21 protein-coding genes and 2 tRNA genes are annotated in these 23,384 nt (G+C 61.7%); 11 read left to right on the top strand and 12 right to left on the bottom strand.

What is annotated here, in order from left to right; translation table 11 throughout:
* Nucleotides 1-8: 8 nt before the first annotated feature.
* The gene (locus IEV75_RS03645) at nucleotides 9-728 is read right to left on the bottom strand and encodes a class I SAM-dependent methyltransferase (RefSeq protein ID WP_188451184.1); all 720 of its coding nucleotides are present in this window, start codon (nucleotides 726-728) and stop codon (nucleotides 9-11) included.
* Nucleotides 725-2,860, bottom strand: a complete 2,136-nt coding sequence (locus IEV75_RS03640) for a bi-domain-containing oxidoreductase (protein WP_188451183.1) — start codon at nucleotides 2,858-2,860, stop codon at nucleotides 725-727. Before IEV75_RS03640 ends, IEV75_RS03645 begins: the two co-directional genes overlap by 4 nt.
* A 305-nt stretch (nucleotides 2,861-3,165) precedes the next feature.
* On the opposite strand from IEV75_RS03640, the gene IEV75_RS03635 reads away from it, so the two are divergent.
* Complete coding sequence (locus IEV75_RS03635) at nucleotides 3,166-4,515, top strand: DUF2793 domain-containing protein (protein WP_188451182.1); 1,350 nt, start codon at nucleotides 3,166-3,168, stop codon at nucleotides 4,513-4,515.
* Here the strand turns inward: IEV75_RS03635 and IEV75_RS03630 are convergent.
* The 3 genes from IEV75_RS03630 to IEV75_RS03620 are packed head-to-tail and all read right to left on the bottom strand — an operon-like array spanning nucleotide 4,493 to nucleotide 8,146.
* A complete protein-coding gene (locus IEV75_RS03630; protein ID WP_188451181.1) occupies nucleotides 4,493-5,554 on the bottom strand; it encodes a glycosyltransferase family protein in 1,062 nt (353 codons plus the stop codon). The genes IEV75_RS03635 and IEV75_RS03630 overlap by 23 nt on opposite strands.
* A gap of 24 nt (nucleotides 5,555-5,578) precedes the next feature.
* Nucleotides 5,579-6,778 carry an O-antigen polymerase gene (locus IEV75_RS03625; RefSeq protein WP_188451180.1) on the bottom strand — a complete coding sequence of 400 codons (1,200 nt, stop codon included), beginning with the start codon at nucleotides 6,776-6,778 and terminating at the stop codon, nucleotides 5,579-5,581.
* Nucleotides 6,779-6,802: 24 nt separating this feature from the next.
* Nucleotides 6,803-8,146, bottom strand: a complete 1,344-nt coding sequence (locus IEV75_RS03620; protein ID WP_188451179.1) for a lipopolysaccharide biosynthesis protein — start codon at nucleotides 8,144-8,146, stop codon at nucleotides 6,803-6,805.
* A 219-nt stretch (nucleotides 8,147-8,365) separates the two neighbouring features.
* On the opposite strand from IEV75_RS03620, the gene IEV75_RS03615 reads away from it, so the two are divergent.
* From IEV75_RS03615 to IEV75_RS03595, 5 genes are all read left to right on the top strand, one after another.
* The gene (locus tag IEV75_RS03615; RefSeq protein WP_188451178.1) at nucleotides 8,366-9,151 is read left to right on the top strand and encodes a metallophosphoesterase family protein; all 786 of its coding nucleotides are present in this window, start codon (nucleotides 8,366-8,368) and stop codon (nucleotides 9,149-9,151) included.
* 21 nt (nucleotides 9,152-9,172) lie between these two features.
* Nucleotides 9,173-9,826 (top strand): polysaccharide biosynthesis/export family protein, encoded by a 654-nt coding sequence (locus IEV75_RS03610; protein WP_217982970.1) that lies wholly within the window; start codon nucleotides 9,173-9,175, stop codon nucleotides 9,824-9,826.
* A gap of 22 nt (nucleotides 9,827-9,848) precedes the next feature.
* Nucleotides 9,849-11,711 (top strand): O-antigen ligase family protein, encoded by a 1,863-nt coding sequence (locus IEV75_RS03605; RefSeq protein WP_188451177.1) that lies wholly within the window; start codon nucleotides 9,849-9,851, stop codon nucleotides 11,709-11,711.
* 263 nt (nucleotides 11,712-11,974) lie between these two features.
* Nucleotides 11,975-12,859, top strand: a complete 885-nt coding sequence (locus IEV75_RS03600) for a transglutaminase-like cysteine peptidase (RefSeq protein WP_188451176.1) — start codon at nucleotides 11,975-11,977, stop codon at nucleotides 12,857-12,859.
* 171 nt (nucleotides 12,860-13,030) lie between these two features.
* Complete coding sequence (locus tag IEV75_RS03595) at nucleotides 13,031-13,498, top strand: peptidase S1 (RefSeq protein ID WP_188451175.1); 468 nt, start codon at nucleotides 13,031-13,033, stop codon at nucleotides 13,496-13,498.
* Nucleotides 13,499-13,684: 186 nt separating this feature from the next.
* Here the strand turns inward: IEV75_RS03595 and IEV75_RS03590 are convergent, their stop codons facing one another.
* Nucleotides 13,685-14,524: an LOG family protein gene (locus IEV75_RS03590; protein ID WP_188451174.1), complete on the bottom strand. Its 840-nt coding sequence runs from the start codon at nucleotides 14,522-14,524 to the stop codon at nucleotides 13,685-13,687.
* Between the two features lie 63 nt (nucleotides 14,525-14,587).
* Entirely contained in the window at nucleotides 14,588-15,115 is a 528-nt protein-coding gene (gene ppa, locus IEV75_RS03585) for an inorganic diphosphatase (RefSeq protein WP_188451173.1), read from the bottom strand.
* Nucleotides 15,116-15,282: 167 nt separating this feature from the next.
* Here ppa and IEV75_RS03580 point away from each other — a divergent pair, with 167 nt between their 5' ends.
* From IEV75_RS03580 to IEV75_RS03565, 4 genes are all read left to right on the top strand, one after another.
* On the top strand, nucleotides 15,283-15,900 hold the full coding sequence (locus tag IEV75_RS03580) for a DUF192 domain-containing protein (protein ID WP_188451172.1): 618 nt from the start codon (nucleotides 15,283-15,285) through the stop codon (nucleotides 15,898-15,900).
* A gap of 57 nt (nucleotides 15,901-15,957) precedes the next feature.
* Nucleotides 15,958-16,034, top strand: a tRNA-Pro gene (locus IEV75_RS03575).
* Between the two features lie 52 nt (nucleotides 16,035-16,086).
* The gene (locus tag IEV75_RS03570) at nucleotides 16,087-16,392 is read left to right on the top strand and encodes an ETC complex I subunit (protein ID WP_188451171.1); all 306 of its coding nucleotides are present in this window, start codon (nucleotides 16,087-16,089) and stop codon (nucleotides 16,390-16,392) included.
* Nucleotides 16,393-16,426: 34 nt separating this feature from the next.
* Nucleotides 16,427-16,503: transfer RNA gene (locus tag IEV75_RS03565), tRNA-Arg, on the top strand.
* A gap of 3 nt (nucleotides 16,504-16,506) precedes the next feature.
* Here the strand turns inward: IEV75_RS03565 and IEV75_RS03560 are convergent.
* The 3 genes from IEV75_RS03560 to IEV75_RS03550 form a co-directional block, all read right to left on the bottom strand.
* Nucleotides 16,507-17,031 carry a paraquat-inducible protein A gene (locus IEV75_RS03560; RefSeq protein WP_188451170.1) on the bottom strand — a complete coding sequence of 175 codons (525 nt, stop codon included), beginning with the start codon at nucleotides 17,029-17,031 and terminating at the stop codon, nucleotides 16,507-16,509.
* Between the two features lie 329 nt (nucleotides 17,032-17,360).
* Nucleotides 17,361-18,485, bottom strand: coding sequence for an acyl-CoA dehydrogenase family protein (locus IEV75_RS03555; RefSeq protein ID WP_188451169.1), 1,125 nt, complete (start codon nucleotides 18,483-18,485; stop codon nucleotides 17,361-17,363).
* Between the two features lie 23 nt (nucleotides 18,486-18,508).
* The gene (locus tag IEV75_RS03550) at nucleotides 18,509-19,687 is read right to left on the bottom strand and encodes an acyl-CoA dehydrogenase family protein (RefSeq protein ID WP_188451168.1); all 1,179 of its coding nucleotides are present in this window, start codon (nucleotides 19,685-19,687) and stop codon (nucleotides 18,509-18,511) included.
* A gap of 175 nt (nucleotides 19,688-19,862) precedes the next feature.
* Here IEV75_RS03550 and IEV75_RS03545 point away from each other — a divergent pair, with 175 nt between their 5' ends.
* Entirely contained in the window at nucleotides 19,863-20,936 is a 1,074-nt protein-coding gene (locus tag IEV75_RS03545; RefSeq protein ID WP_188451167.1) for a COX15/CtaA family protein, read from the top strand.
* Here IEV75_RS03545 and IEV75_RS03540 read toward each other — a convergent pair.
* Together IEV75_RS03540 and IEV75_RS03535 are read right to left on the bottom strand one after the other, a co-directional pair.
* On the bottom strand, nucleotides 20,920-21,798 hold the full coding sequence (locus IEV75_RS03540) for a hypothetical protein (RefSeq protein WP_188451166.1): 879 nt from the start codon (nucleotides 21,796-21,798) through the stop codon (nucleotides 20,920-20,922). The two genes, IEV75_RS03545 and IEV75_RS03540, sit on opposite strands and share 17 nt — an antisense overlap.
* 95 nt (nucleotides 21,799-21,893) lie before the next feature.
* On the bottom strand, nucleotides 21,894-23,318 hold the full coding sequence (locus tag IEV75_RS03535; RefSeq protein ID WP_188451165.1) for an alkaline phosphatase PhoX: 1,425 nt from the start codon (nucleotides 23,316-23,318) through the stop codon (nucleotides 21,894-21,896).
* Nucleotides 23,319-23,384: the final 66 nt, after the last annotated feature.

Genomic DNA, 23,384 nt, shown 5'->3' with positions numbered 1-23,384 from the left:
GTCACAGATTAGCCCGGCTGCGCTTTTAAAAGGGTGGCAATTAGAAGAATTCGAAATCGCGAGAACAATGCCGTGGCATTGACCAGACGTTCATACAGGGTGCCAGCCGCATAGGTCAGCGGGAACATTCGCAGATATTCAGGCCTGCCTTCGACAAGTTCTATACGTTCAACCCGAAATCCAGTGGCCTGCGCCAGACGCTGGATTTGCGCGCGCGAATTTGCCCGGTAGCGGGTCGGGAAGGTGTCCTCCTCTGCGCGGCCCCGCCTTCGATTGACCCACTGATGAAAGGCGTGAGGCGTCGCGCGGGCGATTAACGGCATGTAGTGATTGCGGTTAGGAGTCTTGAACAGCAATTGTCCGCCCGGCTTGAGGACACGGCAAATCTCCCGGAACACCTCCTCCGGGTGTTCCAAGTGTTCCATGACATTGTCGGCGAACACCAGGTCAAAGCGGTTCTCGGGGTAGGGGATGTTACCGGCGTCCGCTTGACGCCCCTCATCAAGGTAAGGATTCTGCTCGACACGGGGGTCGAGATCCACACCGCATACGTGTCTGGCGATGCCCTTGAAATTCATCATCTCGACGATCCCGGCCCCCGCGCCGACGTCGAGAATTTCAGCGCTTTCAGGCATGGCGGCCAGGATACGTTCTCGAAACAGAGCGTCATCCCAGTTGCGGGCATAGCCGGGATAAAAGGTCCGGTCCATCCACGCCACGACGCTCATTCCGGCAAGCTCCCCGCGAGTTCGATCGAGACGCGGCTGCTCTCAAACAGTTCGGCAGCGGGAATGGCGGCTGCCGAGTCATGTGATATCTGCCGCAGGAATGTTTCGATAGCGCCCGAGACGCCCTTGTCCTGCCGCGTGCTGCCCAGCCTGGAGAAGCCGTTCCAGCCCCAGCCTCTGAGTGTCCGGAAATTGTCGAGCTGCAGGACGCGCCCGGCGGCGAAGGCTTCGATACGCTCCTTGGGGAAGCTCTTGTGGCCGTTGGCCAGATAGTGGATCGCGGCAACCGAACCGTCGGCAAATTGAAGCGTGATGCTGGTCTTGTCGCTACTGACCGGCTGGCCGGGGTGGGCGCCAAGGCTGATCGCACTGGACGAGACGATCGGGTGGCCGGCGAGGTGGCGTGCCAGATCGATGAAGTGGCAGGCCTCGCCGAGAATGCGTCCGCCGCCCACAGCGGGATCCTGGATCCAGTGATCTGGCGGGATGTCGCCCGCATTCACCGTGATGATGAAGCTTTTCGGCTCGGTGATCGTGTCCAGAAGCGCCTTCATCTTTACCGTATGCGGCGCAAACCGGCGGTTGAAGCCGACCATGAAGTGCTGGCCGGGCCGGGCGGCGGCCTCCGCCTCGATCTCTGCCAGTTCGTCCAGCGTCAGACAGAGCGGCTTCTCGCAGAAGACATGCTTGCCCGCGCGCAAGGCGGCCAGCACCTGCCGGGCGTGAGCGTCATGGCGTGTGGCGATCACGACCGTACCGATCTGCGGGTCGCCGAATATCTCGTCCGCGTCCGTGACCGCATTGCGGAAGCCGAACTTGCGGCCGAAATGCACGGCGCTGACGCCGCCGGCGCTGGCGAGCGAGTGGAGCTCTGCGCCGGCCGCCTTGAAGGCAGGGATCAGGACGCGGCTGGCATAATTGCCCGCACCCAGCACGCCGATGCGTCCGCCCGATCCGGGGCGCGGTCCGGCAGGCATTGCCGGGGACAGTTCTACCCGGCGCGCAGCGCGCGCATCGGCCTTGTCCGCCGGAACCGGATAGTGAAGCAAAATGCCCAGCGACGGCTCATCAGAGGTCAGAAGGCTCATCGCCTTCGCGCCGTCATCAATATCAAAGCGGTGCGAGATTAGCGGAGCCGTATCGATGCTGCCTGCGGCCATCATGTCCAGAACGGCTTCGAAATTGCGTTGCTCGGTCCAGCGCACGAAGCCGACAGGATAATCCTGGCCGCCTTCCTCATAGGCCGGATCGTAGCGGCCGGGCCCATAGGAGCAGGAGACCTGGAAGCTCAGTTCCTTCTCGTAGAAATCGGCCCGGCTGAGCTCCAGCCCGGTCACGCCGACAAGCACGATCCGTCCGCGCTTGCGGCACATGCGGGCGGCCTGGGATACCGGCTCATTGCTTTTGGTGGACGCGGTGATCAGAACTGCATCGACGCCGCGCCCGCGCGAAAAGGCTGCCGCGCGCGCCAGCACGTCTTCGCCGGCTCCCGGGTTGACGGTCTCCGCACCGAACTGGCGGGCGAGTTCAAGACGGGCCGGATCGAAATCAATGCCCATGACACGGCAGCCCTGGGCGCGAAGCATTTGCACCGTGAGAAGGCCGATCAGGCCGAGGCCTGTGACCACCACGCATTCGCCCAGCGTCGGCGCAGCCAGGCGTATGCCCTGCAGGCCGATTGCGGCCAGCACGGTGAAGGCGGCACTGTCGTCGGTGACACTGGCGGGGATGCGCGCGCACAGATTCTGCGGTACGGCGACGATGCCGGCGTGCTGACCGTTGGAGACTACCCGGTCGCCGGTCGCAAAACCCTCAGCCCGGCTTTCCATCACCCTGCCGACATTGCAGTAGCCCAGCGCCAGAGGCTGATCGAGCTTGGAGCGAACGGCGTCGAGCGTGGCCGCGAGGCCGTCCGTGCGCACCTTCTCCAGCACCATTTTCACCTTGTCCGGCTGCTGGCGGGCCTTGTCGATCAGATTGCTCTTGCCGAATTCGACCAGCATGCGTTCGGTCCCGGCGGAGACCAGCGTGCGCGAGGTTTCCACCAGCACCTGGCCCTGTCCGGGACGTGGTGCAGGCACGTCGGCAACCTCGGTGGCGCCGGTTTTCAGGGACTGGAGTAGCTGCTTCACGGGGGTGTCCTGACGGGGGCTGTCTCGGCGCGGATCGGGATATGAACAGGGGCGTTCGAGGGCATGAACAGGGGTGATTTGTGGTAAGCGAAGGGCCAATTGTTAGCATTCGGGCCTGAATGACGCCGTATCCGGTGCGAAACCGGCCCCTTGCCAGCGTTCTTGCGGACAGAATGCCACCTGTCCAGTGTCTGGAGGGCGAAAATCGCCCGCAGATTCAAAAAATCCGCCAAATCAATCCGGCAGGGGCGCATTTGCGGCGAAAATGACGGCTTGTCGAACCACAGACAGGGACCGCCCCGCCCGTGACCTCCACTTCCAATCTGAGCCTGCCCTTCATCATGCCTGCCCAGGCGCAAAAGCATGTGACGCACAATGACGCGCTTCTGGTGCTCGATGCGCTGGTGCAGCTGAGTGTCGCCAGCCGCCAGCTTTCAGTGCCCCCGGATGACCCGCAGCCCGGAGAGCGCCATATCGTGGCAGAGGGCGCAGGTGGACTGTGGACCGGCGTGCCCGCCGGCCATGTGGCCGCGTTCCAGGACGGGGCGTGGAGGATTTTCGCCCCGCAGGCAGGCTGGATTGCCTGGATCGCTGATGAAGGCGCGGCGCTGGTCTTTGACGGCGAAGGCTGGAGCCCTTTTACCGGCACCGCCATCAATCCGGCCGCAATGGTAGGGGTGAATACCAGCGCCGACGGGACCAACCGGCTGGCGGTGAAATCCGATGCCGTGCTGCTGAGCCATGACGATGTGACACCGGGCAATGGCGGCATCCAGCTGAAGCTGAACAAGAGCGCGCCGGGCGATACCGCGAGCGTGCTCTACCAGACCGAATGGTCGGGACGGGCCGAGTTTGGCACCACGGGCGATGATGATTTCCATATCAAGGTGAGTGCCGACGGTGCAGACTGGCATGAGGCGCTGGTGATCGAGGCGGGCAGCGGCGCGGTATCGTTGCCGAACACCCCGCCGCTGGCCAACAGCTTCAACCTGCTGAAAGATGCCGGCCGGTTTGCCGGCAGCCCGGAGCCGCAAAGCGCGCTTGCGACCAGTTTCGAGACGCCTGACTATATCGTGCCCACCAACGGGGCGGGCATCGCGGCTGCGGCGAAATTCATCTATAATAACAGCACCTATGGCGGCCCGGGCGATCCGCTCCATGCGGATATGGATGCTCTGGTCTCGCGCATGCGCGAAGAGGGGTTCCGGCGCTATGGCGTGGAATTCTTTGCCATGGAGATCACCGCAGGCAGCGGCACGAATACCGCCCGCACGATTGGCGGCGTTTTGCACTATCTGCCCTTTGCCACGCCGCAACTGCCCCTGCCGCCGGAGCTGACGCTGAATTTCCACGTTCTGGTCAAGTCCGGCAGCCTGGGATGCGGCATTCCCGGCGGCCATAACACGCTGTATCTGGACGGGGTGCGCCATGGCACTCCGGCGCAGATCCTGCCGGCCGATGGCTGGCGGCAGGTGACGCGCCATTACCGCGTCAGCCCGAGCCGCTATCTCGGCTATGACAATATCGTGCACCAGATATTCGTTACGCCCGGCACCGTGTTCTGGCTCGCGGCATTCACGGTCACACCCGGCCTCCTGCCCATCACGCCAGAGCGCTATTACGGCGTGATCCCTAGCCTTGAGGCCTGGCGGTAGGGGGAGCGTGAAGATCCAAAAGCTTCTGTTCGAATGCGTCCCATGAATATTGATCCAATAGCGACGGATTCATTTCGAATTTGCCCTTATAAGACTTCAGAAGTTTTCCAAATTCCTTATAGTTTAAATCTCCCGGCGAGCCCACCAGAAGGCCAAGATTATTTTCTCGGACGAACTCAGAAAGCTTTATGTGGTCCGAGCATATTAACGGTGTTCTTGTATGTATTGCATCAAAAATCTTATTTGGACTAGCAAACCTATTATTATAATTATCAGACGGATAGATGGCCAAGATGTAATCCGCCTCCTTCGCGATAATTCTATTTGCCTCACGCTGAGGAATCACACCGAGCCAGCGAACCCGCGGATGACGTTGAAGTTCTTGGGACGGTTCATCGACTGACCAGCCTGCGCAGAGGGCAGTGATATCAGGGTGATGCTCAAGAAGTTCTCTGATTACGGACGTGCCCCTATGCTCCAAGAGGGTGCCAAAATAAGCAATTGTGACGCCATCATTAGAAAACGTCTTGGCTGGCATATGCTTATCTTTAAATGGGGCGTTGGGTATTACATGGGTCTTCGAAATAGAGAATGCCGGCATCAACTGGCGACGAAGCTCATCAGTTATGATAATATATGTGGATGCCCCATATAAAAGCCTTTTAAGCAACCATAGCTTTTCTCCGATTGCATTAATTTTAAGAAATAGCGAATCAAATAAATCTAAGACAACTCGACTTCCAACAATTGATGGGAGTATAGCTAAAAGAACTTGCTCATTTACGACATGTATGCTTGAGATATTTTTTTTGAAGCGTAATTTAACAACATTGAAAGCGAGTTGGAGCAACGCCAGCATCGAGCGATGCGATCCTGCAATAAGAACAAAGGTAGCTACGAGATCCCGTGCAAACGAATTGTCGCCGCTTCCGATCCCTAGAAAATGTACATCATAACATCGGGAAAGTGAGGTCACTTCTTTAACAACTCTGGTGTCCGATCCATCATTGTTGCAGACGTATATGATATTCGGGCGCATACCGTCTTCCTTTGACTCTTGCATTTAGTGCCTGCGCTTTGTGATGAGCGAAATGGACAGGGCGATAACTATCCCGACCACTAATGCTGAAAACGAATTGTAAAAACTTCCGCGAGCGAAAAACAAGCAATACGGCCCGAAAAAGCCGATCACGTAGGGGGCATACCGAGGCGAACGTAATGCCCGGAAGGCTGTATGTAATGCTGCGAGCGAAGCTGCAAATATCATGCCTCCTATTAGCCCAAAATCACCATAGGCAATCCCGTAGAAGGTCGGGTGTATTGAGCCTCCTATCCCTTGAATGTTGTACTGATCAAACAGATAGTATTCCAAGCGTGCCTGATCGAGCCTAGTTAATCCAAGTATTTCAAAAACACGCATCGATGTGGTGGCATTAAAACAATTTATATGCGCTCCGCAATCTCGTACGATATATAAAAAGTACTTATACGACGATAGGTCTCCTGTTTCGAAAGTATCAGAGATTATTTTTGCGAAAGTTTGCGTGAGATTTCCATTGGACACTACGTTGTCCAAACGGCCCTGAAACCGAATTGCTCTGACCATGCTGGCGCTTAAAAACAGGGCGAAGGCGAAAGTAACTATTGAAAGAAAATGATTTCTACGGCTTTCTATCAAAATCATGAGCAGTGGAAACAAGGCAATAATTAGTATTGCTCTTGTTCTAAAGAATATCAGTATAATGATAAATGTTATTAAGGCGCTTAAGAATAATAAATATTCTTTATGTTTGAGTGCAGCCGCCATTGGGCCGGACAGAAGACTAAGGCTCCACAAGATTATTACGGCTCCAAATCCAAGCTGAGTTTGATCGCGCCATGTGGAGATAAATATGGTGTTAAATCCTATGTTGTTGATTGCCAGTATAATAAAAACAACAGCAATGCATATATATGGAATTGGTTTATATATATTAGATATATTCAATTTGTTTGTGCGGGGTGTTCTCAGATTTTGATAGTTCAGAAGAAAGAATGTAATTGAGTAGGGGGTGGTGATGCATATCGCAATTAATACGGCGTTACTTAGTATGTGCGCGTCCACGATATCAATTATATGCATGGATGCAAGAAGTAGCGGTATTATAGTGTATATAGCTATAAATGGCCAAATTAGTAATGTAAATGTTCGCAGCTTCCATTCCATCGCAAATGTAAAACCTGCGATTATTGATAGGGCTATTGTTAGCATTATATTGGTCATTGGTATTCCGGGATCTAGAGATGCTTATTTTGTTGTTCCGTCTGCAAACGGCCCGAAAGCTAACCTGGTGACTCGCGAAAGAAGTATTTTGGTGCCCACTGTCCACAAAATGCATGCCGTGGACGCTGCGATAGCGATGCCTGCGCTTCCAAGCTGTCCGCCCAGAACCGAGCCCAGTACGACCAGTATAACAACGCTTCCCCCCTGCATAAGGGCCAGCAATGTCGTGCGTCCGGTGAGGTTGGCAATGTTCGTGACCGAGCCGAACCAGGCATTGACGAACCTGCCGGCACACAGGATCAGCGCCAGCCCCCATGCCTCGCGGCCTACCGCGCCAAAGGCAAGTTCGAACAGGAACGGGCCTGTCAGCAGCGGCGCGAAGGCAATCGCGTAAAACCCCAGCGCCAGCCGCGAGGAGGACCGGGCCAGGCGCTGCAGAGCGGGCAGGTCGCCTTGTGCGTGGGCTATCGCAATCTGCGGGCCGTAGATCAGATTGGCGAATATCACACCGGTAGTCAGCAGCATCGCATACTGGATGGCGGCCTTGTAGGCGGGTACGGCTTCGATCGACACGGCGCCGGAGACGATGAGTATGTCAAACGTGGTCAGCGCGGTTGATACCAGCCCGTAGGCCGCCAGCGGCCCGTAGGCGCGCAAGTAGGGCCGGTATTTGTCAAAGCCCCCACGCGGAAGGCCCGCCGCCCGCCAGGGCGCCATCAGCGCGAGCACAGCGCCGACCGCAAGCAGCACAATGCAATACGCTGCGCTGAGTGCCGGAAATGTCGCCGCGCCTGCTACCCATAACAGGGTAGCGGCTAGTGCCAGCGCTGCGGGCCGTAGCACATTGTCCGGCAGTACCGCGCCGATGACCTTGTCATTCACGCGCGCCAGTGCGCCGAGAAAAATCACGGCGCCGCCCAACCCCGCCACGGCGGCGAAGACCCATGCCTCGCCGGGAACAAGCGCGCCATTTTGCGTCACCAGCGGGTGGGCCAGAAATACGAGGCCGGTCACGAGGACAATCGCACCGCCGCCAAACAGGATGAGCCGACCCAGCGCCTCGCGGTCGCCATCGGCCTTGTGAACTGCTCCGAACCGGATCGATAGCATCAGAAGCGGGCCTAGGGTGGCTCCGGCCACGAATTGCGCAGCTGTCAGGAAAACGAAGAACTCGCCTGCCGCGTCCGCCGGGAACAGACGCACAATCGCCATGACCGAGATCAGGCTGGCCAGCGCTGCCAGGACGCGCAGCATTGTCAGGCCGGCGACCTTTGCGGTTTTTGGCCCCGAAGCCAGCCGCGTCACGCGGGCGCGCAGGCTCGTCCGGTGCGGGGTTTGCGGGCCGGGCATGTTGTCAGAACTGTCCATCACTCCCCGCGTGGCCGCAATGCCTGCCAGCCATGCCGATGCACGCTGTGTGCCAGACGCTGCCCGGGCCGGACCGTTTGTCCGGAACGGCGCAATGTCAAGGCATTAGTCGCCCGCTTTTAGCGTTTTTCCGGCCGGTGGCGCGTGCGTGCTGCGCGCGGGCGTGCCGGCCGGCCGGGCGCGTTGCGGTGACAGGCTGTGCGGCCTATACATCCGCTCATGTTTGACCGGCTCAAATCCCTGTTCACGCCGCGTCCGCGTGCCACAGCCCGGCCGGGCCTTGCGCCGGGCGTGCGGCTCTATGCCGTTGGCGATGTTCACGGGCAGGACGATCTTCTCGACACGATGCTGGCGCGGATCCGAGATGATGCGCTCACTGCCGGCGATGGCACGCAATGTACCCTGATCATGCTGGGTGATTATATCGACCGCGGGCTTGGCTCGGCGCGGGTCATCGAGCGGCTGTCCACCCTGGCGGACATGCCGTTCGCGGTACGCTTCCTGAAAGGCAACCATGAAGAGGCCATGCTGGATTTCCTGGCTGACCCGGCGGCCGGGCCGGTCTGGGCGCAGTATGGCGGCGGCGAGACGATGGCCGGCTACGGGGTGAAGCTGCCGTCCGCGCAGGCCGGGGGCCAGGCCTGGCAGGAGGCGCAGCAGGCGCTGATTGCGGCAATGCCGCCCCATCACCGGGCCTTTCTGGACGGGCTGGAACCGTATGTTGTCGAGGCGCCCTACATTTTCGTCCATGCCGGCGTGGATCCGGCCAAGCCGCTGTCAGAGCAGAGCGAGCAGGATTTCTACTGGATCCGGGAGAAATTCATCAATTCGCCGCGGCATTTTGAATACCAGGTTGTCCACGGACACACGCCTGAGCAGGATTATCATCATGATGCGCGGCGCATCGGGATCGACACCGGAGCCTATCTCACAGGTGTTCTGACGGCGGTCCGGCTGGAAGGCGGTAGCGTAACTTTCTTGCAATCGCGGCGTGGGGAACGCTAAATCAGCGGGCTAGCTGTTGGCATGGCCACCAAAACGGTCATGCTGGACACTTCGGACGTATCGAGGGGATACCTGATGTACCGCCTTCTGCTTGTGCTCGTTCTCGCCTTCTCCAACGTTGCCTGTGCGACATCGGGGTCATCGGCGGAGTTTGTCGACGCCGCTACGGGGGCCGGGGTCGTTCTTGCCGACCCGTCCGAGGAGCAGCGCGAGCAGAGCGAGTACCGTCTGGGATCGGGTGACCGCCTGCGTGTAATCGTTTTCGGCGAGGACACGCTGTCCGGCGAGTATACCGTGGATGGCAGCGGCGCGGTCTCGCTTCCGCTTATCGGCGAGGTAACAGCAGGCGGCCTGACCCTGCGGGAGTTTCAGCGCGCGGTCGAAGCCTCTCTCAGCGACGGCTATCTCAATGATCCGCGTGTCAGCGCCGAGGTCATGAATTTCCGCCCCTTCTACATCATGGGCGAGGTGCGCGAGCCGGGCGAATACCCGTTTACCTCCGGCCTGACCGTCGTCAATGCGGTGGCCACGGCGGGCGGTTTTACCTACCGCGCCAATACGCGGCGTGTCTTCATCAAGCGGGCCGGCTCGGCTCTGGAGGTCGAGTACCCGCTGACCGTGAACACACCGGTGCAGCCGGGTGACACGATCCGGGTGGCCGAACGCTTCTTCTAAATCGACCGGCCCGGGCGCGAGAATGCCAGAATCCCTTTCGGCATATGCGCGGCTGGCCTTTCCTGCCGGTCTTTGTCTGTCATTACTGGCTGGCGCAGCGGTGTATTTCGGCGCGGACATCCCCGCGGCGAAGGCCATTTTCTCTAGTGCAGTGATCGCGCTTGCCGCGCTGGCAGCCCTTATCAGCCACACCTTCCGGCCCGTCATGGCGGTGTGGGTCGGGCTGACTGCACTGTGCGCCTTTGCGATTTTTCAGGCCTCCATGGGCTGGATGGATACCGCCGCCCCGGAATTTGCCGCCCTGGCCGCGGCCGGCTGCATCTGGCTGATCGCCTTTCGCAGCGCCAGCCAGCCAGATGCCGGTGCACGCCTGTGGCGCGCCAGCCTGACCGCCGGCGTGCTGATCGGCATCTGGGCGTTTGCCGATTTCACGCTCGGTCCGCGCACCGGCAGCATGCCGCGCCTGTCTGCCGGCTTCCTGTCGGCCAACACGGCGGCAACCTTCTTTGGCGTGATCGCTCTCATGGGGCTTTGCGAGTTGCTGGGCCAGATCAGGCGCAGTGTTGGAAGCTGGGCGGCCTTCAATCGTCACGTGACCGGTCTGGCCCTGTCACTGGTCGCGGTACTGGTGCCGGTAACCTGTCTGGTGCTGACGGCTTCCAGGGGCGGGATACTGTTCGGCGCGCTGAGCGCGTTCGCGCTGGCAGGCTGGCATGTTCTGGCGTGGACCCGTCAGGGCGGTGTCAGCCAGCGCAGTGCGGGGCTGGGCGTTGCCGGGCTTGTCGCGGTTCTGGTCATTGCCGGCCTGGTATGGACCGTGTCGGGGGAGCTTGCCGCCACGCGCTTCGGCCAGAGTATCGACAACAACGCCAGAGCCGAGATGTTTGCTGTCTACTGGAACGCCGTGGCGCTTGCCCCGCTGGCCGGTCACGGTCTTGGCAGTTTTGCCTTTACCAATGACCTCCTCACGACCAGCCAGACGGTCCGCTCGCTTGGCACAACCAATGCCGCTCACAATGTCTTCCTGCAATGGCTGCTGCAGGCTGGCTGGACAGGTGCGCTGGTCATGTGGGCGGCGGTGGTATGGCTGATATCGCGTGTCGCTCAGGGCTTCAGCGTGCGGCGGCGCCAACGTGGCTATCTGCGGGCAGTCATCTGTATATCGGCGTTCGTGATCCTGCATGGGCTGACGGACTTCGCCCTGGAAGTGCCCGGTGTGATGTGGTGGTGGGCATGGGTTCTCGGCATTGGTGCCGGGGTCGCCGCCGCCGGGCGCAGCAGACACGCGCCCTCTCAAACGGCCGGCGGCGCCGGGCCAGTATTTTCCAGATTTGCTTTCGTGCTGGCCGCGGCCTGTGTGGCCGGACTTGCCGGCTGGCAGGGCCAGATGCGTGTTGAAGCCAATCTCGCCCACACGCTGACGCCGGAAGCGATGCATGCGGTTGCACAGCAGGGCAGCCTGCCGCCATCGGCCTATCTGCGGGACGCCTATGCGGCGCGTGCCATTGAGCCGGACATCGCCGATCTGGAGTTTGCCGGGCGTGCCACGCGAGCCGCCATCGAGCGCGAGCCGCGGCTGGTGGCGGCCTGGAACAGGCTGGTCTGGCTCGATCTGGCAGAACATGGCCAGCTGACCGATGCCGGGCAGGCCGCACTGGCCCAAAGTTTCTACCTTGCGCCCTATGGCGAGCGGAACATGCTGCGATGGCGCCTGCAGATTGCCGCTTCAGCGTGGGATCAGCTTACCGAACTCAACCGCCGCGGCATCCGGCTGCAGCTGGGTGCCCAGGCCATCAGGGACAGGCGCTGGCTGCACCGCTTCTCATCAGAGACCTCTGGCGGACTGCGCACCGAGATCGAGACTGTGCTGGCGCGCGGCTCCTGAGGCAGCGGCTTGCGTGAGGGCGCTTCCCCGAAGGTTCCGCGTCCCGGCGGAGGCATGGCCGCGCCAGACGGGGAGCCGGATCCGGCAGAAATCATGGTAAACAAAATTTCAACAATGCTTACAGATGTAAATCCAGCATTATTGTTAATCGCAGTTAACTATAAAAAATGCTACAATAAATAATATCTTAACTATAATAAATAGCGTGACCTTAAATCCCATTATTCAAGATCACTCTCCGATAACAGGACGGAGGGGTGGTCATGATCGGGTTGGATCCCAAATCACTGACGCGCATCGTGCGCGGCCTTGCGGTTTCATGTCTTGCCGGATTGGCTGTGACCGCGTGCGCAACCACGCCGCAGGCCTCATCGCACATGCCGGTAGCGGGCGTGGCCATGCCCCCGGCAGGCCTGATCGATCTGTGCCGGCGCGCGCCGGAGATATGCGGGCTGGCGCAGGCTGCAACTCCCCATGGGGAGCCGGCGCTGGCACTTGCCAGTGCGGACACCAGCGAGGCCGACGCTACAGGTGCCACGCTGCCAACAGTATCCGGGGACGGGGCCAAGGTGCGCCGCGCGGCGCCCGATATCACCCTTCTGGAAGCCGGCAGTGTCACCCGCGACGAAGAGTGGGACGATGCGGATACGGGCGCGGTTGAGGAAGCGCAAAAGCACACCGGACAACAGCCGGAGCAGGCCCAGGAAGACGGCGCTGGCGTGGATGCCGAAGGACGGCTGGTGATGGCGCCGGAGCTATTCGGGCTTCTGAACCGCGTCAACCAGAGCGTAAACATGCAGATCCGGCCCCGTGACGACCAGGAGATCTACGGGGTTGGCGAATACTGGACCTTGCCACTGACGCTGGAAGGTACAGGGGAAGGGGATTGCGAGGATTATGCGCTGGAGAAGCGCCAGGCCCTCATCGCCGCTGGCGTGCCGGAGAGCGCCCTGTTTCTGGCAGTTGGTTACTCGCTGGCGACAGGCCGCCACGCCGTGCTGGTCGTGAGCACCGATGAGGGGGATTATGTGCTCGACAACATGACCCCCTATATCCTGCCGTGGAGCGAGACGCCCTATCAGTGGACTGTCCGCCAGATGCCCGGTGACTTGCTGTCATGGCGGCACATGGCTGCACTGTCATCGTGATAATCTTGGTGTCTTCCGCCTGATCTTTGCTGTCAGATTGGCAAAAAAATCAAAGTCCCGGCGTATTTTAGCTTTACCATGTCATGACCTCATTATAGCGTCTGCTTCGCAAGAGGGACGCATCATGGCCGGGGCGGAGAGCCGAGCCGGTCGCATTTGGAGATCACGACCATGCTTCGTACTGTCGCAACCGCCGCTATCGGCGTCGCAATGCTCGCTGCCGCGGGCATGGCGCAGGATTATCGCCTCAATCCGATTTACGGCACCGTGTCGCTGCGCGGCGGCTTTACGCCTGATCCGTATGTCATCAACCTGCAATCGGGCGGTCAGAACAATGCTTCGCAAACGCTGGGCGGCAGCTGCCGCGGCTATGTTGCCACCGCGCCGGACGTCCGCCTCAACTTCCAGGCCGGCAGCCTGCCGCTGATCATCTCGGTGAATTCCGGCACGGATACCACGCTGGTCATCAACGGCCCGGACGGGCGCTGGTACTGCAATGACGATGGTGGCAACGGCCTGAACCCGTCACTGCGCTGGAACAGCCCTATGTCCGGCCAGTACGATATCTGGGTGGGCACCTATGCTTCAGCGCGTAATGCGAACGCGCAGCTCCACATCTCCGAGCTTTACAGCCAGTAGGCCGGAACCGGAGAGTGCATGTGAAGGCCCGGCGGGAAACCGCCGGGCTTTTTTACAAGTACAGGCCCTATATCAGCGCGTGGATCAGCAGGAACTGCACGGGACGGTAAATCACAAGGTGGATTACCAGAACCGCCAGCAGCAACACCGCCGTCGCCACGACCCTCACCGGCAGATACCTCCTGGCTACATCCCCTTGCCGGGATTGGGCAGGGCGTATTTGCACAGCTCGTCCACGATATAGTCGAAGGCATCGTCCACACTGTCGGTGCGGTAGATCAGGTCCAGGTCTTCCTGGTTGATCGAGCCGAAATCGGCCAGTGCCTGCAGGTTCAACACCTTGTCCCAGTATTCCGATCCGAAGAGCACCACCGGCAGGCGCTTTTTCATCTTGCGCGTCTGCAGGAGGGTGAGGGTTTCAAACAGCTCATCGAGCGTGCCGAACCCGCCCGGCATCAGGACGAGCGCCTTGGCCGGGTAGAGAAACCAGAACTTACGCGTGAAGAAGTAGTGGAACTCGAAATTGAGCTCCGGAGAGACATAAGGGTTGTTGGTTTCTTCCTTGGGCAGGGTGATGCCAAGGCCGATCGTCTCGCCGCCCGCTTCGCTGGCGCCGCGATTGGCCGCTTCCATGATGCCGGGGCCGGCGCCGGTACAGACCACGAAGCGGCGCTCCTGGCAGTCCTCCAGATTGAGGGACCATTCGGTCAGCCGCCGGGCCAACTCGCGCGTTGCCTCGTAATATTGCGACATGAACACCGCGCGCTCTGCGGCCTTGAGGTCCGCGCTGGTCTTGCGCGCGGTTTCCAGCGCCGCCTCGGCATCCTGCCGGCAAGGGATGCGGGCTGATCCGAAGAACAGGATCGTGTCGTCCACCTTGTGGGTTTCGAACTGTTTCTTCGGGTAAAGATACTCGGCCAGAATGCGCAATGGGCGCGCATCCGGTGACCCCATGAAATCGGGGTTCACATAGGCCTCTACCGGGTCGCCGGGCAGGGTTTCACTGACAAATTCGGTCTTTTTCATCGCTATCTCACTGCTTATGGAGTGAGATACCAGCACAGGCCGCGAGGGTCGCAAACCGCTTTGTCAGCCCTTCACGCGCTCCAGCGATGCCATGATGAGTTCCTGCGCGCGTTTTGAATCCGCCCAGCCGATGATCTTCACCCATTTATTGGGCTCGAGATCCTTGTAGTGCTCGAAGAAGTGGGTGATGCGCATGATCTGCGCCTTGGTGACATCGGTGTATTCCACGATGTCGTCATAGAGCGGGGTCAGCTTGGGGTGCGGGCAGGCGAGGATTTTCTCGTCCATGCCGCTTTCGTCTTCCATCATCAGCACGCCGATGGGCCGCGCGCGCACCACGCAGCCCGGAACCAGCGTGGTCTGGCCCAGCACCATGACGTCAATCGGATCGCCGTCCTCTGACAGCGTGTGCGGCATGAAGCCGTAATTGCACGGATAGCGCATGGGCGTGTGCAGGAAGCGGTCGACAAAAACCGTGCCGGAGGCCTTGTCCATTTCGTATTTCACCGGTTCGCCGCCTACCGGCACCTCGATGATGACATTGATGTCCTCTGGGGGATTAACACCGGCGGAGATCTGGTCGATGCGCATGACGGGGAGCCTTCCTGGATCGTTTTTGCCCGGCCGGCCGGGCCGGTTTTGCCGGTGTGATAACGGCTTGAGCGCGTGAGGCAAGCCGCATTTTGCACTGCACAATGGCCGCAAGGCCGGCTGCAAGAGCGATTGCGCGAGGCCACCGGCTTGGCTAGCGTGCGCTCATGACAATACAGCGCTTCATCCTCTCCGCCGCCGCGCCGTTCCTGGCGCTTGTCCTGTTCGCTGCGGCTCATGCCCAGACCGATCCAACCGCGCCGGACGCGGTGGTGGAGTATGGCGGGCCGGACCCGGTCATCGTTGAAACAGCCGAAGGCCCGGTGGAGTTCGTTGCCGAGATTGCGGCAACCGACGCCGCCCGCGCGCGTGGCATGATGTACCGCGAGTCCATGGGCCCCAACGAGGCGATGCTGTTCGACTTTGAAGTCGTGCAGCCGGTCGCCATCTGGATGGCCAACACGCTGATCCCGCTGGACATCATTTTCATCCGCGAGGACGGCACCATTGCCAAGATCGTCGCCAATGCGCAGCCGCTCTCGCGCCGCTCCCTGCCGTCGGACTTCCCGGTTCTGGCCGTGCTGGAAATCGCTGGCGGGCGCTCTGCCGAGACCGGTATTGCGCCCGGTGATCTGGTGCGTCACGCCCTTTTCGGCACCGATATGGCCGATGAGCCGATGGTGGACGCCGACGACGCGGATGCTGGCGAGCAAGCCGCAGAGGACGCCGTTGAACCGGACGCAGAAGACGCTGACGGCGGCACGGAAGAGGCCGCTGAGGAGTAGGGCGCGTCCCGGCCTTGCGCGTGCGCACGGCTTTGCCTAAACGATGCACACGAAATTCGGGGCGTAGCGCAGCCTGGTAGCGCATCTGCTTTGGGAGCAGAGGGTCGCAAGTTCGAATCTTGCCGCCCCGACCAGCATTGTTGACGGCCGGGCCTTTGGCCCGGACGAGCGAGGAAAGAGGCAGGGATGTTCGCACGTATCTATCAGCCTTCGCGAAATGCCATGCAATCGGGCCGCGCCCGGACCAAAGCCTGGGTGCTGGAGTTTGAACCCGCGCAGGCCAAGCGCCCTGATCCGCTGATGGGCTGGGCGGGCTCGGGCGATACCCGCCGTCAGGTGCATCTCTCCTTTGATACGCGCGACGAGGCGGTGGCCTATGCCAAGCGCTATGGCATACCTTTCCAGATCCGCGAGGCGCGCGAGACCACGCGGCGCATCAAATCCTACGCGTCCAACTTTGCTGCCGACCGTAAAGAGCCCTGGTCGCACTGACCTTGGCTTTGCTGGCGGTCCGGCAGGCGTGATTGACCCCGTAGCTCAGCTGGATAGAGCGCTCGCCTTCTAAGCGAATGGTCGCAGGTTCGAATCCTGCCGGGGTCGCCATTTTCAGCCCGCCACTTGCCCCACACCCCGCTCTCTCAAATCGCGCGCCATGACGCCCGACGCCAGCATCAGGCTGAGCGCGCTGGCGGCGAAGAACCACAGGCCCGGCTGGCTGGCGGCGGTGGAGAGCGCCTCGTTCGACCAGATCACGATAGCTAGCGCCACAACCACCACATCGGTGAAGGACCATTTGCCCAATAGCTCTATCCAGCGCATGGCCACCGGGCTGACGCGCGAAGGGGGCAGGCGGTGGATGGCGATCAGCATGGACACTTTCAAAAGCGGCGTGCCGAGCGAGAAGGTCGCAATGAGCAGGGCCAGCACCGGCTCGCGCGCGCCGATGAGAGCGGCGATGGTGTCCAGAATGGAATAGCTGACCTTGAAGACGATCAGGCTCTGCGCCTCGAACAGGGGTAGCATCACGCCCGGCGGAAACAGGATAATACCCAGGATCAGCAGGGCGCGGGCCATCGCCCCGCCCGTGCCGTGTGGGTTGTCTTTGGTGTCAGCTTGCTCCCGCCCGTCCATGGTTAACACCGTCCGGCGCGATTGTGGCGGAACGGGGGCGGGAGCCCTCCCAGGCGTTTCCCCGACGCAAGTCGGGGCCCAGAAAGCTGGACACCGGCGTTCGCCGGTGAAACGCGGAGAAGACGGCGGTGCCGGAAGAAAAAAAGCTGGACCCCGGGTTCCCCGTTTCCACGGGGACAGGCAAGCCCGGGAACCCGGTTGAGAGGTGAGTGGCATAAACCACCGGGGTCCCTGCCCCCGAGCGGGGACCCAGAAATCATAAGGGTTCCAGGTTCCAGATAAGCCGTGACGCGCTTTCTGGAATGACGAAAAGGAGGAAGGGCCGTCGTCTAATACCCCGAAAGCTTCGCCACCTGGCCTGCGCCCCAGGCATCATCGCCGAGGAATTCACCAGCGGCCTGTGCGCGCTTGTAGTAGAGGCCGATATCGTACTCGTCGGTCATGCCGACACCGCCGAACATCTGGATGCCTTCAGACGTCGCAAGACGCGACACGGCGGTTGCCTTGGCCTTGGCCGCCGCCGCCCAGATCGGCGCCTGCGAGGGCGTTTCGTCGAGCGTGCGCAGCGCCTTCATGACGATGGAGCGGGCCATCTCGATTTCCGAGAGCAGGTGTGCGGCGCGGTGTTGCAAGCCTTGGAAGCTCGCAATCGGCACGCCGAACTGCTCGCGGTTCTTGATGTAGTCGATCGTGACATCGAAGGCCTGTTCGGCAACGCCGAGGCTTTCGGCGGCCACGCAGGCCCGGCCCACATCGAGAATGTGTTTCAGCGCGCCTTCAGTGTCCTCTGCGCCGTCCAGCAGGGCATCACCGTCGAGCGCGACGTCCTCGAAGGTGAAGTCTGCGGGAAGATGGCTGTCGACCGTGCGGCGGGCCTTGCGGGTCACGCCTTTCTGGTTGCAGTCGACGAGCACGAGGCAGGGCGCGCCGTCCTCATTGCGGGCCACGACGATGACGGCATCGGCCGCCGCGCCATTGGCGACAAAGCGCTTGGTGCCGTTCAGCACCAGCCCATTGCCCTGTTTCTTGGCGGTGGTGTTGATGTGTTCGGGGTTGTGCCGGGCGCGCTCATCCACCGCAAAGCCGATCACGGTGCCGCCGGAGACGATTTTCGGCAACCACTTGGCCTTTTGCGCATCGCTGCCCGCCACGCGCAGCGCCGTTGCCGCCAGCACGGCGGTGGAGAGGAAGGGGGAGGGGGTGAGCGTGCGGCCCATCTCCTGCAGCAGGAGGCCGGCGGCAAATACGCCAAGTTCCACTCCGCCATGGCCTTCCTCGACCAGAATGCCGGTCCAGCCCATCTCGGCCATGGATGACCACAGATCACGCGAGAAGCCGTCCGGATTATTGTCGTCGCGCAGCTTGCGGAACGCGGTAACCGGCGCGGTTTCGGAAAGGAAGCTGCGCGCGCTGTCACGCAGCATCTGCTCTTCGTCGTTCAATACAAAACTCATGGGATCAATGCCTTATTGGAAAATCAGCTGCCGGGAAGCTCGAGGACGCGCTTGGCGACGATATTGAGCTGGATCTCGCTGGTGCCGCCCTCGATGGAGTTGGCGCGGCTGCGCAGCCAGGAGCGGGCAGCCTCGCCATCCTCTTCTTTCTCGCCTTCCCACAAGAGGCCGTCAGAGCCGAGCGCGGACATGTTGAGCTCGTGGCGGCGCTTGTTCAGCTCGGTACCGACATATTTCAGGATGGAGGCCTTGGCGCCCACGCCTTCGCCCTTGTCGGCCTCATCCTTCACCCGGCGCAGCGTGGATTCAAAGGCCAGCGCATCAATGGTCAGGCGCGCGACATCGCCGCGCAGGATCGGGTCGGCAATCTGGCCGTTTTCGTCCACCTCGCCGGCCAGATGGGCTGCGCCCACCGGATTGAGCCCGCCGGAGACGGCGTCGGACACGATACCGGCGCGCTCATGGCTGAGGAGGTATTTGGCGATGTCCCAGCCCTGACCCGGCTTGCCGACGACGTTCGACACGGGCGCGCGCGCATCATCAAAAAAGGTCTCGCAGAAGGGCGATTTGCCGGAGATCAGCTTGATCGGCTTGGTGGAGACGCCGGGCGTTTCCATGTCGATCAGGATGAAGGAAATGCCCAGATGCTTGGGCGCGTCGGCCTCGGTGCGCACCAGCGCGAAAATCCAGTCCGACTTGTCGGCGTAGGAGGTCCACACCTTCTGCCCGTTGATGACGTACTCATCGCCGTCCAGCACGCCCTTGGTGCGAAGGCTGGCAAGGTCGGAGCCCGCGCCGGGCTCCGAATAGCCCTGACACCAGCGGATCTCGCCGCGTGCGATTTTCGGCAGGTGCTCGCGTTTTTGTTCCTCGCTGCCGTATTTGAGAAGGGCCGGGCCGAGCATCCAGATACCGAAACTGTCCAGCGGGGAACGGGCCTTCATGGCCTTCATCTCTTCCTTCAGGACGAAGGCTTCTTCCTTGCTGAGGCCGCCTCCGCCGTATTCCTTGGGCCAGGTCGGCACGGTCCAGCCGCGTTCCGCCATGCGCTCCAGCCAGATGCGCTGGTCATCGCTGGCGAAGGTCCAGTTGCGCCCGCCCCAGCAGATGTCGGCTTCGCCCTTGGCGGGCACGCGCATGCCGGGCGGGCAATTCGCCTCCAGCCAGTCGCGGGTCTCTTTGCGGAATGTTTCAAGGGACATGCGAGGTCTCCTCCCGTTTACGTTTACGTCAAGGTTAGGCGGAGGCTGCGCGCGACGCCAGCCCCGATTTGCGTCTCGTTCTGTGCCGGCGGCGCGGCGAAAGCGCGCGCATCGCTTGCACGGCGTGGTCAAAGCGATAAGTAGCTGCGCAATGCTGACCGACCAGAGGCTGCCCATGTCCGCTCAAACCGCCTTGCCCCGCCCCTTCACGCAGGACGGCACCAGCCGCGCCATGTTCTGGTGGCTGGTGGTGATTGCGGTTCTGGTCATCGCGATGATCGTGGTCGGCGGGGCCACGCGCCTGACAGGCTCCGGCCTCTCCATCACCGAATGGCGCCCTGTTACAGGCGCCATCCCGCCGATGACGCAGGCTGGCTGGGAAGCCGAACTGGAGAAATACCGCCAGATCCCGCAATACCAGCTGCAAAACCGCGGGATGAGCATGGAAGAGTTCCAGTTCATCTATTGGTGGGAGTGGGGCCATCGCCAGCTTGGCCGCTTCCTCGGGTTTGCCTTCGCGCTGCCTTTCGCCTTCTTCCTGTTCACGCGGCGCGTGCCAAAACGGCTGCAGACCCGCCTGTGGGTGCTGTTTGCGCTGGGCGGGCTGCAGGGCGCCATTGGCTGGTGGATGGTCGCCTCCGGGCTGACAGAGCGCGTCTCGGTCAGCCAGTACCGGCTCGCCACCCATCTCATCATGGCGTTCGCCATTCTGGGGCTGACGCTATGGACGGCGCTGGAGCTGCGTTACGGCAAGACGCCTGTCCTCCAGCGCGGAAAGCTGTTCACGCTCGCGGGCGTGTTCTGGGGCGCGGTGCTGTTCCAGATTGCGCTTGGCGCGCTGGTGGCAGGTACCGGGGCAGGGCGGATCTTCACGACCTGGCCGGGCTTTGAGGGACAAGTGGTGCCGGAAGGTTATCTCTCTGGCCTGCCGGTCTGGCGGGCCGTGTTCGAAAGCCTGCCAGCGGTGCAGTTCCAGCATCGCTGGGTGGGTTATGCGCTTGCCGCGCTCGGCGGCGCGCTGGCCTTCCGGCTCTGGCAGTCAGGGCAGACGGACCTGAAGCGGGCAGGAGTGGTCCTGCCCGTGCTGATCGCCGGGCAAGTGGTGCTTGGCATCTGGACGCTGGTCTCCGCCTCGCCGCTCAACCTGTCGCTCGCGCACCAGGGCGGCGCGATAGCGCTCTTTCTGATGGCGGGCTTCACGGCCTGGCTGGCGGCAAGAACGGCGACGGCCGCTATTCCGGCGCGGTAACCGCCCGCCCGAGCACGTCGCGCGTTACCAGCTTGATGCGTCCGTCTTCGCCGTCGTGGATTGCTGCCAGGCCATTGGAAAAGCCCATGCCGCTGAAGGGCAGGTCCGTGACCGTAATGGCGCCTGGACGTTCCAGACCGGCAATCGACATCTCGCTTTGCACCTCGATCGCGGAGATTTCCTCCAGCGTGCGGGCATCGAACACGCCGATCACACCTTCTGCTGCCAGCGGTACCAGCACGACCGGGCGGCCATAAAGCTCGGCATAAGCCAGGTGCGAGACCGATATGCCTTGCGCATCAGCGCGGACCGACCCGCTGGCCTCGACCCGGGCAAGCCCGCCGGTCGAACTGCCGATCACGATATCGCCATCCGCTCCGGCACACCGTTCTGCGGTGAAGGGCAGGGCGATCTCGGCGGTGCGGCTAAGGGACAGACGTTCGCCTCCGGTATCCATCATCCGCCAGACTGTGGCGCGCCGGTTGGCATGCAGCAGGGCGAGCTCGATAAAGCCGGTGCCCTGCCGGTAGAGGCACACCCCCTCCACCGGATCGCTGACGCTCGCGACGTCGAGTGGCAGCGGCTCGATAGCCTGCATGCCCGGCAGCACGATGAAGCCCCGGACCAGCCGGTCGGCATCACTGCCGAACAGCAGGGAAAGCGTAGTGCCACGCATGTCGAATGTCGGCACGGCGACCATGCTGGTGAGGACAGGGCCGGCGGTCTGGAAAATGCGTTCGCCGAAGTCATTGAAGGCGTCGAAACCGCCGCCGCGTATCGCGGTGATGATCAGGCCGGCATCGCGGGCCTCACCATTGGGAAGCAGCGCGATGTGTTCTGCCGCGCTGGCCTCGCGCGTCATGCCGGTGACCGGCACGGTGCGTACATTGGACGGGCTTTCGGCGCGTTCAGTGTCTTCGCTTGCCGGTGGTTCCCCGCACCCCGTCAGGGCGGCGGCTAGACAGATGCCAGCGAGCGCCGCTCCCAGGGTCCGCGTACGGCGAAACTTCGCCCCGGCCCGTTCTGCACGTTGAAGAAAAGCGTCGTTCCGTCGGGTGAAAAGCATGGGCCTGTTATCTCGCTATATTCGCCATCTGCATCGGGAGCCGCATTGCGGCCGATCGTGTAGAGCTGTCCGGCGGGTGTCACCCCGCGGATGAATTGTTCGCCGTCGCCGTCCTCGACAACTATCAGGTCGCCCCAGGGCGCGATGGTGATGTTGTCGCACTTCTCGAGCAGGCGCGCATCGGTGGATTCCACAAAGAGGGTCAGCTGGCCCGGCGCTTCGCGTTCACGCGGTGTACCTTCATATGGGCTGGGCCGGTAGCGCCAGATCTGTCCGATCTGGGCCGGGCCGCCATCCGTGCAACAAAAGTAAAGCTCGCCATCGCCGAACCAAGCGCCTTCGCCACGCGTGAAATTGGCGGCGCCCGCCGCAATCGAGCGCGCCGCGAGATCATTTTCAGGGTTGTGAATGGCTTCGAGGTCGACCCAGATCACATCGAGTGTCTCGCCGACCGGGATCGGATCGGCGCTGCCTTCCCAGTTGCGGGTGTCTGCGCCGGGGCGGCCGCGAATGGCCAGTGCCTGCAGCCTGCCGCCGCGCCAGAACTCGCCCCTGCGGTCGGGGATGAAGCGGGTGAACAGGCCAGGCTGAGCATCTTCGGTCTGGTAGGCGATGCCGGTGGCCGGGTCGACCGCCACCGCTTCATGGCGGAACCGGCCCATGGCGCGCAGCGCAACCGGTTCGACCAGACCGGTGGCAGCCGCGGGAACTTCAAAATTCCAGCCATGATCGAGCCGGGCCGTACTGCCCTGCTGCAGCAGCGTTTCCTCGCAGCTGATCCAGCTGCCCCACGGTGTTGGTCCGCCCGCGCAATTATTCACGGTGCCGGCCAGAGACAGGAATTCGCGCTCCACCCGGCGGCGGCGCAGATTGTAGTGAATGGTTGTCGTGCCGCCGAGATGCGGCTCGCCACCGGGCAGGGTGTCGTAGAGAAAAGACGGGTCGATGCGGTCCAGCAGGGCGTGGTCGGCACCGAAGGCAGATTTCTCTACCTCGCCAGGATTGAGTTCGTGATTGCGCACCAGGATAACAGTGTCGCTGCCAGCGCCGCCAAAACAGGCCATGCCGTCGTGTTCGCCAGGCACCAGCAGGCCGTCACTCATCTCCTGCCCGGTTTCAGAAAAGCTGGTGTAGGAAAAGCCCGATGGAAGGTCGAACAGGCCGCGCCCGTCGCGGCGCAACGGCCCGAAGCCACGCACCTGGCTGAGATAGCTGGGTGGCGGAGCTCCGTTGCACCCGGTGAGTGCCGCCAGTCCGGAAAAGGCCGTTGCCGTGGCAGCAGCGGTACCCAGAAACCGGCGGCGGGAAAGTGGCATGTCATATCTCCAGGCTGGCCAGGGTGAGACTGCGTTCGCCATCATCTATAGGTGATTTGACAGGGC

Origin of the sequence: Glycocaulis albus (assembly GCF_014639075.1) — a bacterium.
Classification (GTDB): Bacteria; Pseudomonadota; Alphaproteobacteria; order Caulobacterales; family Maricaulaceae; genus Glycocaulis; species Glycocaulis albus.
Note: the sequence above shows the minus strand (reverse complement) of the source record. Positions and strands in the feature narration are given on the sequence as shown.

Coding starts and splice junctions, on each gene's coding strand:
- IEV75_RS03595 (WP_188451175.1), top strand. CDS start 13,031: ATGCTTCGTACTGTCGCAACCGCCGCTATCGGCGTCGCAATGCTCGCT.
- IEV75_RS03630 (WP_188451181.1), bottom strand. CDS start 5,554: ATGCGCCCGAATATCATATACGTCTGCAACAATGATGGATCGGACACC.
- IEV75_RS03560 (WP_188451170.1), bottom strand. CDS start 17,031: ATGGACGGGCGGGAGCAAGCTGACACCAAAGACAACCCACACGGCACG.
- IEV75_RS03600 (WP_188451176.1), top strand. CDS start 11,975: ATGATCGGGTTGGATCCCAAATCACTGACGCGCATCGTGCGCGGCCTT.
- IEV75_RS03535 (WP_188451165.1), bottom strand. CDS start 23,318: ATGCCACTTTCCCGCCGCCGGTTTCTGGGTACCGCTGCTGCCACGGCA.
- IEV75_RS03615 (WP_188451178.1), top strand. CDS start 8,366: ATGTTTGACCGGCTCAAATCCCTGTTCACGCCGCGTCCGCGTGCCACA.
- IEV75_RS03580 (WP_188451172.1), top strand. CDS start 15,283: ATGACAATACAGCGCTTCATCCTCTCCGCCGCCGCGCCGTTCCTGGCG.
- IEV75_RS03605 (WP_188451177.1), top strand. CDS start 9,849: ATGCCAGAATCCCTTTCGGCATATGCGCGGCTGGCCTTTCCTGCCGGT.
- IEV75_RS03625 (WP_188451180.1), bottom strand. CDS start 6,778: ATGACCAATATAATGCTAACAATAGCCCTATCAATAATCGCAGGTTTT.
- IEV75_RS03570 (WP_188451171.1), top strand. CDS start 16,087: ATGTTCGCACGTATCTATCAGCCTTCGCGAAATGCCATGCAATCGGGC.
- IEV75_RS03610 (WP_217982970.1), top strand. CDS start 9,173: ATGGCCACCAAAACGGTCATGCTGGACACTTCGGACGTATCGAGGGGA.
- IEV75_RS03545 (WP_188451167.1), top strand. CDS start 19,863: ATGTCCGCTCAAACCGCCTTGCCCCGCCCCTTCACGCAGGACGGCACC.
- IEV75_RS03555 (WP_188451169.1), bottom strand. CDS start 18,485: ATGAGTTTTGTATTGAACGACGAAGAGCAGATGCTGCGTGACAGCGCG.
- IEV75_RS03645 (WP_188451184.1), bottom strand. CDS start 728: ATGAGCGTCGTGGCGTGGATGGACCGGACCTTTTATCCCGGCTATGCC.
- ppa (WP_188451173.1), bottom strand. CDS start 15,115: ATGCGCATCGACCAGATCTCCGCCGGTGTTAATCCCCCAGAGGACATC.
- IEV75_RS03590 (WP_188451174.1), bottom strand. CDS start 14,524: ATGAAAAAGACCGAATTTGTCAGTGAAACCCTGCCCGGCGACCCGGTA.
- IEV75_RS03620 (WP_188451179.1), bottom strand. CDS start 8,146: ATGGACAGTTCTGACAACATGCCCGGCCCGCAAACCCCGCACCGGACG.
- IEV75_RS03540 (WP_188451166.1), bottom strand. CDS start 21,798: ATGACGCGCGAGGCCAGCGCGGCAGAACACATCGCGCTGCTTCCCAAT.
- IEV75_RS03550 (WP_188451168.1), bottom strand. CDS start 19,687: ATGTCCCTTGAAACATTCCGCAAAGAGACCCGCGACTGGCTGGAGGCG.